8 protein-coding genes are annotated in these 7,605 nt (G+C 48.9%); all 8 read right to left on the bottom strand.

Annotated features, from left to right (window positions below; translation table 11 throughout):
* Positions 1-73: 73 nt before the first annotated feature.
* Complete coding sequence (locus H740_RS05585) at positions 74-817, bottom strand: TerB family tellurite resistance protein (protein WP_004322801.1); 744 nt, start codon at positions 815-817, stop codon at positions 74-76.
* Positions 818-821: 4 nt separating this feature from the next.
* On the bottom strand, positions 822-1,880 hold the full coding sequence (locus H740_RS05580; protein WP_004322799.1) for an SDH family Clp fold serine proteinase: 1,059 nt from the start codon (positions 1,878-1,880) through the stop codon (positions 822-824).
* Positions 1,881-1,902: 22 nt separating this feature from the next.
* Positions 1,903-2,100, bottom strand: a complete 198-nt coding sequence (locus tag H740_RS05575) for a hypothetical protein (protein WP_004322797.1) — start codon at positions 2,098-2,100, stop codon at positions 1,903-1,905.
* 3 nt (positions 2,101-2,103) lie between these two features.
* A complete protein-coding gene (purL, locus tag H740_RS05570; RefSeq protein WP_004322795.1) occupies positions 2,104-4,293 on the bottom strand; it encodes a phosphoribosylformylglycinamidine synthase subunit PurL in 2,190 nt (729 codons plus the stop codon).
* 345 nt (positions 4,294-4,638) lie between these two features.
* Positions 4,639-5,391, bottom strand: a complete 753-nt coding sequence (locus tag H740_RS05565; RefSeq protein WP_004322793.1) for a hypothetical protein — start codon at positions 5,389-5,391, stop codon at positions 4,639-4,641.
* Positions 5,392-5,401: 10 nt separating this feature from the next.
* Entirely contained in the window at positions 5,402-6,139 is a 738-nt protein-coding gene (locus tag H740_RS05560; protein WP_002952257.1) for a hypothetical protein, read from the bottom strand.
* 32 nt (positions 6,140-6,171) lie between these two features.
* Positions 6,172-6,909, bottom strand: a complete 738-nt coding sequence (locus tag H740_RS05555; protein WP_002952255.1) for a hypothetical protein — start codon at positions 6,907-6,909, stop codon at positions 6,172-6,174.
* A 30-nt stretch (positions 6,910-6,939) separates the two neighbouring features.
* Positions 6,940-7,605, bottom strand: a 666-nt coding sequence (locus H740_RS05550) for a GTPase (RefSeq protein ID WP_002952251.1), incomplete at its 5' end; no start/stop codon positions are given.

Below are 7,605 nucleotides of genomic sequence, written 5' to 3'. Positions count from 1 at the left end.
ACGGGAGTTACCGAGTGGGTAATGACCGAGTAAAATTTAGAACCAACAAAGTATAAATCAAAAAGACAAGCCTCTAAGCTGCACTTTGTTTTATCGTCTCATACGCCTCATTTATCTCTTGCAGTTTTCGGGTACTCTTTTCTATCATCTCCTCGCTCTCGCCGCGCCCCATAAGGATATCTGGATGATACTTTTTTACGAGTTCGCGGTAACGTTTTTTTACCTCATCAAAGGACGCGCCTTCTTTTAGCCCAAGCACTGCATACGGGCTTTTCGTACGCATTTCGTAAGGATTTCTCTGCGTCTGTCTTTGATCGTAAAATGCCTCAAACCTCGCCAGTATCGCTTCAAAAATACCCTCATCAAGCCCAAATCCCGAGGCAATCTGCTCGATGACGTTGCGCTCGCTTTTGCTAAATTCGCCGTCGATGTAGGCCAAATTTAGTAAAAACGATATCTTCGCAGCCGCGGCGTCTTGGCTAAGACGGAAGCGATCTCTGTACTGCCGCGCGATAAAGTAGGCGTTATGCACCGTCTCTTTTTCGCGGTTATAGATCTGCTTTAGCTCCGCTCTCATCGCTGCGTCGTTGCCGAGCCTTAGCGTGATATCATCGAGCGTTTCGCTTATGAGGCGGGCTTCTAGCTCATTTACCCTGCCGTCGCTTTTGGCGACTTTGGCGAGCAGGCTAACTAAAAATTTCGCCTCCTCAAACATCGCCTTTTTTCGTGAGCCGCCTAAATTTGCGGGATTTTGGCTGAAATTTGAGACCAGATAATAAATCCCGCAAAAGATCAAAAACCAAAAGATAAAATTCAAAATATCACCATAAATGATAAATTGTATTTTTGAGCTTGCCGCCCACTAGCTCGTTTTTACGCCACGAGCTCTCGTCGTTCATCACGTTCCAGCGGCGCTCGTCGGGGCGGTAGAACCAGTCCTTGTCGATCTGATAATAAATCTGCTTGCCGTTTGCCTCGATGATGTTGGCGATGTTGTTGTCATGGTAGCTGTTCTCGTCGTAGTCGGTAAAGGCGCGCTGTCCCATCTCAGAGTAAAGAAGCGTGAGCTCTTGGAGCATCTCGTTTAGCTCGTTGTCCATCTTTTGCACGTGCAGCCCGATCTCCTCGGCCTCGCGGAAAAGTATCGGATAGTCATGCGCCGGATAATCGCTGTTTAGGCGCTCGGAGATATTTTGGATCTTTGCCTCGTCGTTCATGTGGTAGCGCAAAAGCTCGCAGCAAATCTTTAGCGAGAGCGAGCTGGCGCGGTCTACTGCGCCAAAAACCAGCGGATGGATGTAGTTATATAGCGATTTATACGGGTTTTCGTCGTTGTCTTTTTCGTGCATTTTCCATAGTTTTATCACGCGGTTTAGCTCGTCCATCGACACGCTAACGCGCTCGTTGCCGTTATCTATCGGGCTCATTGCGTGCTTTAGCGAGGTATCGACGGCGGTTAGATACGCTAGAGGCCCCATCACGATCTCGTTTGCGCCAAGCGCCATCATCGTCGCGGCCGACGCGCAGTTAGCGGGGATAAGCGCGGTGATGTTTTTGCAGTAGTTTCGCAGAGTACTGATGATACGAAGCGCTGCGATACCGCTGCCGCCGTCACTTTTGATAAACAAAAACGCGTTTTCTATCTTTTTGCCCTTTAAAATTTCATACATCGCGCTCGCGTCGTTACCGCAGACGCTGCCCGCGTTTGAGTTGTAGTATGTGATGAGCGTGCCGCCCAGTTTGGCCTCGATCGCCTTTAGTACCTGCTGAGTCTCGCTAAATAGCACCGGAGGCTTAGCTACGCTTTTTTGATCCATTCCTCTGCCCTCCTTTTGCGGCTGTTCTTCTTCTTTGTTGTTTAAAAAGTCTTTCCAAGACATCTACTTTCCTTTCAAATTCGTGTTAAATTTTACCTTTACGGTCACCTGCAAGCTCGGCAAGATCACGGATTATCATCGCGAGCTGCTTAAATTTGATCAAATTTGACGCCAAGGTGCGCGGATAAATATCGCCAAAGCAAGCTAAATTTGACAAGCGCATCAAATTTGCGCCGCTCAAATTTAGCCAGTCCAAACCCGCCGCGCCAAAATTGGGCGTCAAATCTTAGTCCTCTTGGCGGATGATTGCGGCAAATTTATTAAAATAAACTTCGCTCACATCGCTTAGCTTTTCTTCGATATCGTTTAGCTTAAATTTATCTCCGCCCACGCTACCTATTTTTTCAAATTTGACGCCGTGTTTAGCGGCTAGAGATTCAAATTTAGCCTCGTCTTTTACGCCGACGATCGCGCGCGAAAAGCTCTCGTCAAAGATGAAATTTGACTTTTTAACGTCAAATTTGCACTCCGAGCCAAGCCCGCTCAGGCATGCCATTTTAGCTAGCGTTATCGCTACGCCGCCCACGCCTACGCTGTTTGCAAACTCTAGCGCACCCGATTTATTTGCCTCGATAACCAGATCCCACAGCGCGCGCTCTTTTTTATAGTCCACCGCAACTAGCTCGCCGCCCACCGCGCCAAATAGCGCCTTAGCATAAAGCGACGCGGCAAATTCGCCCTTCGTCTCGCCAAGCACGTATATCGCCGTGCCAGCGCTAGTAAAGACGCTCGGAAGGCTCGCGCTTGCATCCTCGTTCACGCCCACCGTCACGATCGCCGGCGTCGGATAGACGCTCACGCCCTCGGTGTCGTTATATAGGCTCACGTTGCCGCTGACGACCGGCGTATTTAGTTCGCGGCAAGCCTCTTTGATACCCTCGCAGCCCTGCGCGAACTGCCACATGACCTCCGGATTTTGCGGATTGCCGTAGTTTAGGCAGTCGGTGATGGCTAGAGGCGTCGCTCCGCTCATCGCGACCTTTCGTCCAGCAGCCGCGACCGCTCTAGCCGCGCCGATTTTAGGATCGACGAAATTCGCCCTCGGGTCGCACTGCGCCGCCATCGCGATCGCCCTGCCCGTTTCTTTCACGCGGATAACCGCAGCTCCTAGGAGTCCGGGCTGCTTGATCGTGTTTGTTTGGATATTTGCGTCGTATTGATCGTAGATCAGCGACTTGTTTAGCACCTCAGGCTCGCCAAGCAGCTTCCAAAACGCGGTTTTATTATCGACGTTTTCAGGGATTTGTAAATTTTTGATTTCGTCTAGGTATTTCGGACGAGCGGTCGGTCGGTCAAGCACCGGAGAGGCTTCGCTAAGCGGCGCTATCGGTATCTCGCCCGCTAGCTCGCCGTGCCAATAAAGCTCCATCACGCCGCTATTGGTTACCTCGCCGATAATCTCGGCGTCCAGATCCCATTTTTTAAATATCTCGAGTATCTTTTGCTCGCAGCCTTTTTTGGCGCAGATGAGCATGCGCTCCTGAGATTCGCTCAGCATTAGCTCATAAGGCGTCATGCCGGTTTCGCGCATAGGTACGCGGTCTAGATACATCTTCATACCGCTGCCGCTGCGTCCTGCCATCTCAAAGCTGCTAGACGTTAGCCCCGCCGCGCCCATATCCTGGATACCCACGATGTAGTCGGTTTTAAAGAGCTCCAAGCACGCCTCCATCAGCAGCTTTTCTGCAAACGGATCGCCTACCTGCACGGTCGGGCGCAGGGATTTGTTCGCGTCGTTAAAGCTATCGCTCGCCATCACGGCGCCCCCGAGCCCGTCGCGGCCGGTCTTTGAGCCGACGTAGATCACGGGATTGCCGATACCTTCGGCTCTGCCGTAAAATATCTCGTCGCTCTTGCAAAGCCCGAGCGCAAATGCGTTTACTAGGATGTTGCCGTTAAAAATAGGATCAAACGTCGTCTCGCCCCCGATAGTAGGGATGCCCATGCAGTTGCCGTAGTGAGCGATGCCCGCGACCGCGCCTTTTAGCAGGTAGCGCTGTTTTTTCGCATTTTCGCTCTCGCCTCTCACCTCGCCGAATCGCAGCGAGTTCATGTTCGCCACGACCCGCGCGCCCATCGTAAATACGTCGCGCAGTATCCCGCCCACGCCCGTTGCCGCGCCCTGAAAAGGCTCGATGAAGCTCGGGTGGTTGTGGCTCTCCATCTTAAACACCGCCGCAACGCCGCCTCCGACGTCGATGACGCCCGCGTTCTCGCCCGGCCCCTGAATCACCCACGGCGCCTTGGTCGGGAAGCCGTTTAGGTACTTTTTACTCGACTTGTAGCTGCAGTGCTCGCTCCACATCGCGGAAAATATCCCAAGCTCGAGCAAATTTGGCTCTCTGCCTAGGATCTTTAGGATCTCCTCATACTCTTGATCGCTGATTTTGTGCGCTTTTACGGTAGCTTTGTCCATTTTTAGCCTTTAAAAAATTTTGGTTGATTTTACTTAAATTCGCATAAAAACTTGATAAACCAAAGGAGTGAGAGCGGGGTAAATTTGGCGAATAAAACAAGAGTCTAAATTTCATACGGCAAGCTAAAAATATTCTGTTTATAGTTATTGATTCGGCTCTAAATTTAACCGAAAAATTGGCATTTTTGAGGTGCGGGTCTCGGAAAGTAACTCAAATTTTAGATAAATGCCAAATTTAAAGTAGCTGTGGAAAATTAAAAATTTAAGCATATTAGTACCCTAAATTTGACGCAAGAAAGTCCGATATTCCGCTAAATTCGGCGGGCGATTACCCGCCGCAAATGCCTACTTGCTCGGCATACTATAGTAGCAAAGTATGTTTAGCAGGATGCGTCCTTGCTTTTTGACGTCTTGATCGATGATGTCTTGTCTAAATTTCGCAGAGGTTGCCTGCTCTTTAGCTTCGGCTAGTTTGCTGCTCGACAGGTTAAATTTAAAGTCCAGATTTTTTATCTCAAAGCCTTTGTTTCCGACTATCTTCGCGTCGATCACGGTAGCGAAAAACTCGTCAGACGCGCCCACGTAGTAGTTCGTCACGCTTCTGGCGCTTATAGGTTCGCCGCCAAAAAACGCCTTACAAACGGGAGATTTTTGCGCGCTATAAACCACGCTCTCAAGGATCCCGCCGCCAAATTCGTAAAACTTAAATTTCTTTGAGTTTTGTAGCTTTTTTATCTCGTCTTTATCGCTCAAATCTACATTTCTACTGCTATCTAGATCAATCACTATCAGAGTTTTTACACCGTCACCGCTTGAGTAAACCCAGCCTAGATTTTGGCTCGCCGAGTCGCTCTCGCCAGGCGATTTCACCTCGGCCCTACCCATGTAGTCGCCGAATTTTTCCTCTTTTTTACCGCCGCTCATCTCGTAGACCGTGGTTTCGGTTATAAATCCGATCTGCTGTATGCTAGCGTCGTTTTCCATATACGTACGCCACGCTCTCTCGCCGCCTATGTCGCCGGTGATGCCAGCACAACCGCTAAATGCCAACGCCGCGACAGCCGCCGCTACCGTCTTAAAAATCATCGTATTTTTCATTTTATTCTCTTTACTTCTCGCCCAAAGAGCAAATTTGACTAAGCCTCGGCCTGTACCTGCGCAACTCGTTTTGGATTTTTTCCTCAAATTTAGGCGTTTTTTCGGCGACTTCTCGCAAGCCATCGGAATTTGTAAAATTTTTTATCTGAGATTTTAAAAGTAGCGCGCCGCTTTTGGATGAAATTTTTGCCTGCGTTATAACGGCGGTAAAATACCGTTTTTCTAAATTTTGCGTATCATAGTAGCTAGATGCTGATTTCACGCTCACACTGCCGCCTTTTTGAAACGCCTCGCAAACCGAAATCGGCGCCTCAAAAACTGCTACCGTCGTCAAATTTGAGCTAAATTCGTAAAATTTGATCCGCCGAGCGCCACGAAGCTGGGTCGCACTCGCTTCGTCTTTTAGATCAAACTCCGCCTCGGTATCGGCGTCCTTTAGCATAAACGCACTACCGCCGCTTTTATAGACGGCGCCGAGCCTAAAAGGTAGTCTGCTGCCCTCTTTTTTAGTAAGAGCAAAGCCCGTAGCTTCGCCGTCCTCAGGCTGAGCGCGAAAATCACGCGAGAAAAATGCCGTCAAAAAGGCAACCTCTCTAACGGCGCCGTCAGTACCCAGATATCTCGTCCAGCCATCCTCGGGAACATCGATATTTGAGACGTCGTGCTCGGCTATATTTGCGCTGCTAGTGATGCCGGCGCAACCGTAAAAAGCCAGGGCCGCAATAGCCGCTAGAAATAAGTTTTTCATCTCGCGTTCGTGTTTAAATTTGATAAAAGCGATCAGTTTTTAGGCGCGGCGCAAACGATATTTGATAGGATTTGCTCCTGTTTTTTAGCGTCGGCGTCTATGACTTTGTTCCTAAATTCCGCCGATCGAGCCCGCGTCTGCGTGCTAGCTAGCTTGCCGTCGCTAACGAAAAATTTAAAGTCTAGATTTTTGATCTCGGCGCTTTTGCCCTTTTTCACTCCGATATCCATCAAAGTCGCGAAAAACTCGCTATTGTCGGGACTTTCTTTATCGTAATAATTAGTCACGGCATGAGCTTTTACCGTCTTACCCACCGCAAAACTCTCGCACACGGCGCCCGAGTCCGAGCTAAAAACTACGCTCTCTAATATGCCGCCGCCAAACTGATAAAATTTGACCTTTTTGGCCCCTCTTAGAGTCGCAAGCTCGTTTTTATCGCGCATATTTATGTATTGATAGCCAAATTTTTCCTTATCGTTAAGCTCCAAAACTATAAACGAAATACCGTTTTGCGCGTACATATCGCCAAGCTTCAAATTTTGACCGTCTCTTTTTATGAGCGCCATACCGATGATATCGCCGTTTTTTTGCGCGTGAGTTGCGCTCAAATTTTCTGAGAAAAATGCGACATCGCCGACGGTGCCGTCGTTTTCTAGATATTTGATCCAGTCCGGTTCAGGCGATACTACGCTACTTGCTAGATGATCGTGTGAAGGCATGCAACCGCCCAGCAACGCAGCTAGAGCGGCTATAGATAAGATTTTTTTCATTATTTTTTCTTTTTTATAAAGTAAATTTCGTTATTTTCCGAGGCAAAAATTGCTAAACATTTCGTCTAAAATTTCGCTTCGCTCAAACGGTTTCGTGATTGACGAGATTTGCTCTATTGCTGTATTTAGCTCGTAGGCAAAGAGCTCGAGCTCGGACTGGGCAAGTAAATTTAACGCCCTTTTTATCGCCTCGCTCGCCGCCTCGCAGCATGAAATTTGACGAGCGGAGTTTAGTAGTATCTCGCTCGTCTCTTGGGCGTCGAGATAGGTTTTTAGACTATTTACTATCTCGTCCGTTCCTTGCTTGGCGCAAATTTGTATCGCGCCCACTGGAGCGCTAAATTTAACGCCGAGGTCGCATTTATTTAAAACGTAAAAAATCTTTTTTTGCGAGTTTTTTAAAAGCTCCAGGATCTCGTTATCCTGCTCGTCGGCCTCCTGCGACGCATCAAAAACGGCCAAGATAACGTCGGCCTCCTCGATAGCTCGTAGCGAATACGAAATACCGATCTGCTCGATCTTACCCGCATTTTTGCGGATACCTGCCGTGTCTATGATGCGCACGAGATGAGTGCCGATTTTTAGGGCTTCTTCTATGCTGTCTCTAGTCGTACCTGCCTCGTCGCTGATGATCGCGCGCTCATAGGACAAAAGCGAGTTTAAGATCGAGCTTTTGCCGACGTTTGGCTTGCCGAC

The sequence above is a fragment of the Campylobacter showae CC57C genome (genome assembly GCF_000344295.2).
Lineage (GTDB): Bacteria > Campylobacterota > Campylobacteria > Campylobacterales > Campylobacteraceae > Campylobacter_A > Campylobacter_A showae_B.
This window is presented reverse-complemented; position numbering and strand designations above follow the sequence as displayed.

Coding starts and splice junctions, on each gene's coding strand:
- H740_RS05560 (WP_002952257.1), bottom strand. CDS start 6,139: ATGAAAAACTTATTTCTAGCGGCTATTGCGGCCCTGGCTTTTTACGGT.
- purL (WP_004322795.1), bottom strand. CDS start 4,293: ATGGACAAAGCTACCGTAAAAGCGCACAAAATCAGCGATCAAGAGTAT.
- H740_RS05555 (WP_002952255.1), bottom strand. CDS start 6,909: ATGAAAAAAATCTTATCTATAGCCGCTCTAGCTGCGTTGCTGGGCGGT.
- H740_RS05580 (WP_004322799.1), bottom strand. CDS start 1,880: ATGTCTTGGAAAGACTTTTTAAACAACAAAGAAGAAGAACAGCCGCAA.
- H740_RS05565 (WP_004322793.1), bottom strand. CDS start 5,391: ATGAAAAATACGATGATTTTTAAGACGGTAGCGGCGGCTGTCGCGGCG.